Source organism: Rhodovulum sp. (assembly GCF_011048875.1).
In the GTDB taxonomy this organism is placed as follows: Bacteria; Pseudomonadota; Alphaproteobacteria; order Rhodobacterales; family Rhodobacteraceae; genus Rhodovulum; species Rhodovulum tesquicola.
The window spans coordinates 1-2,304 of the sequence record NZ_DSDD01000367.1 but is presented as its reverse complement, the minus strand read 5'-3'; the positions used below and the strand labels follow the sequence as shown (position 1 = coordinate 2,304).

General features: G+C 69.1%; 5 protein-coding genes. All 5 read left to right on the top strand.

Annotation, left to right across the window (positions count from 1 at the left end; all coding sequences use genetic code 11):
* Positions 1 to 661 (top strand): VPLPA-CTERM sorting domain-containing protein (locus tag ENN83_RS12790; protein WP_287187557.1); only part of this gene is annotated, 661 nt, incomplete at its 5' end.
* Positions 662 to 742: 81 nt separating this feature from the next.
* On the top strand, positions 743 to 874 hold the full coding sequence (locus tag ENN83_RS12785) for a hypothetical protein (RefSeq protein ID WP_287187555.1): 132 nt from the start codon (positions 743 to 745) through the stop codon (positions 872 to 874).
* Positions 844 to 1,314 (top strand): extracellular solute-binding protein, encoded by a 471-nt coding sequence (locus ENN83_RS12780; RefSeq protein WP_349760128.1) that lies wholly within the window; start codon positions 844 to 846, stop codon positions 1,312 to 1,314. The genes ENN83_RS12785 and ENN83_RS12780 overlap by 31 nt, the downstream gene beginning before the upstream one ends.
* 44 nt (positions 1,315 to 1,358) lie before the next feature.
* Positions 1,359 to 1,847, top strand: a complete 489-nt coding sequence (locus ENN83_RS12775) for a hypothetical protein (protein ID WP_287187554.1) — start codon at positions 1,359 to 1,361, stop codon at positions 1,845 to 1,847.
* Positions 1,804 to 2,160, top strand: a complete 357-nt coding sequence (locus tag ENN83_RS12770; protein WP_287187552.1) for an ABC transporter permease subunit — start codon at positions 1,804 to 1,806, stop codon at positions 2,158 to 2,160. The genes ENN83_RS12775 and ENN83_RS12770 overlap by 44 nt, the downstream gene beginning before the upstream one ends.
* Positions 2,161 to 2,304: the final 144 nt, after the last annotated feature.

Below are 2,304 nucleotides of genomic sequence, written 5' to 3'. Positions count from 1 at the left end.
CCGCCGCGCGGGCAGTCCGGGTCAGGTCCAGAACGGACCGATGCAGGCGGGGGACGACATGAGGCGCGATCCTGGAGACATCTCTTTCGGCAAGGCCAGCGAGTTCGGCATCGCCGGGATCGACCCCGATGTGCTGGCGCTGCCCGCCTTCGGACCCGACCGGGCGCTGGTGCAGACCGGCGGCGGCGATGCCGACCTGTTCCCGCGCGACAATGGCGATGGCTCGGCCGGGCTGGGCGTGCAGATCCTCGTCAGCCCTGGCGATCCGCTTGCGGCCGTCTTCGACGTCGATCAGACCCTGGCGGTGGTCCTTCAGGCGGGGCCTTCCGTCGATGCGATGGAGTTCCTGCCGGACGCCGTCCCCGGCCATGAGGGTGGCGCGCTGATGACGCTTTCGGGCTTCGGCCTCGGGCTTGATCCCTTCGTCCATTTTGCCGATGCGGCCGGGAACGGGGTCTTTGCCGGTGTCGTGGTCACGGTTGCCAGCCTTGCGGATGTGCAGCCGGTCCCGCTTCCGGCCAGCGCGCTGCTGCTGCTCGGGGGCCTTGCGGCCCTCGGCCTCGCCGCGCGCCACCGCCATCCTGTCCCCCGCCGCTGTCCGGCATATTTGGGGTGCCGGACAGCAGCTCCCTTTTCGCAAGGGAACCAGAAAAAGTCATGAGACAAGCTCTGGGTCGCCAAGAACACGGACAAGTTCGGCTATGACGGCATCAAGGGCGGCGCCTCCGGCGTCAGTTTCGTCATGGGCTGGGTCCATGCCTATGGCGCGGGCGATGCCGACAAGCCGATGAACGGCCCCTTCGGCGAGGCCGAGTCCGGGGCTGGACCGCGGCCTTCGACGATCTGGCCGCCTTCACGAAGACTGCCACGCTGACCGCAGGCAATGCCGGGACGCTGGACATGCTGGCGCGCGGCGAGATCGCCATCGGCCCGGTCTGGGTGGACATGTTCTATTCCTGGCAGGCCAACGGCCAGCTTCCGCCCGAGTTCCGCCTGGTGCTCGCCGCCCCCGGCATGCCCGGCCAGCCGATGCATTACGTCATCCCCGCCAGGGCGCCCCATGGCGACCTGGCGCGGGCCTTCATCGAACTGGCCACCAGCCCCGAGGTGCAGGCCGAGAGCATCGTCAAGCGGTTCAACTGGTATCCCGGCATCGACACCCGGCATGTCGAGGCCGCGCTGCCCCCCGAGACCCGGGCCAGGCTCTTCACCGATGTCGCGCCCGAGGATCTGGCGATCCGGGGCAAGCCCTTCCCGATCGCGCCCTACAACAACGCGATCCTCGAAGCCCATGAACGCCACCTTGCCCAGTGACGGCCCCCGGCCCCTTCGGGTCGGGCCAACCGGCCCCGACCGCCATGCAGACCGCCCCAGGCCGCCCCCCGTTGCGCCGCCGCGCGGCCCTGCCGCTGGCGGGGCTGGCGCTTGTCGCCCCGGCGCTGCTGTCGGTGCTGGTCTTCTTCGTGCTGCCGCTGGCGGCCTCGGTCGAGGGGGCCTTTCGCACGCCCGAGGGGCGGGGGCTGGCCAATTTCGTGAAGCTGGCCGAGCTTTACCGGGCCGACATCCTGTTCACGTTGCTGAGCGTGGGTCTGTCGATCCTTCTGACCGGCCTGATCGCGACCGCCATCGCGGGCTACCTGACGCTGGGCCAGAACCCGCGCGCCGTTGCGATCCTGCGCTGGCTCTGCCGCTGGCCGCTGGATGCCAGCTTCTCGACGCCGGGCCTGGCTGATGCGGCGATGCTTGGCAGCTGGCTCGACTGGTGCGGCATCGTCCTTGCCTTCGTGAGGAAGCAGACACCCGTTGTCACGCCGCTGCTGGCCGGCGCGATGGCCGCCCGCCCTTGACCGCGGCACGATCGAGGCGGCGCGCAATCTCGGCGCCTCGCGGTTTCGCGCGCTGTGGGACATCGTGCGGCCCCAGGGCGCGCGCAGGCTGATGACGGGGCTGATCCTGTCCTTCGTCACGATGATGTCGGTGCTGTCGGTGCCGCTGATGATCAATGCCCAGTCGCCCACCATGATCACCGCCGACATCGCCTTTCGCATCAATGCCTATGGCGATTACGGCGTGGCCAACGCGCTGGGGGTCGTCTCCCTGCTGATGACCGGGGCATTCGCCATCCTCTGTCTGCGCCTCGGCCTGAAGGAGCGGCAATGAAACGTCTGCTGTGGATCCCCCGCGCGCTGGGGCTGGGGGGGCTGGCCTTCCTGATCTTCGGGCCGATTTCCAACCTGCTTCTCTGGGTCTTCGCCGAAAAGTGGTTCTATCCCCACGCGCTGCCGACCGACTGGGGGTTCGGCT

Excerpts from the sequence above, each read along its gene's own strand:
- ENN83_RS12785 (WP_287187555.1), top strand. The coding sequence starts at position 743 with ATGGGCTGGGTCCATGCCTATGGCGCGGGCGATGCCGACAAGCCGATG.
- ENN83_RS12775 (WP_287187554.1), top strand. The coding sequence starts at position 1,359 with ATGCAGACCGCCCCAGGCCGCCCCCCGTTGCGCCGCCGCGCGGCCCTG.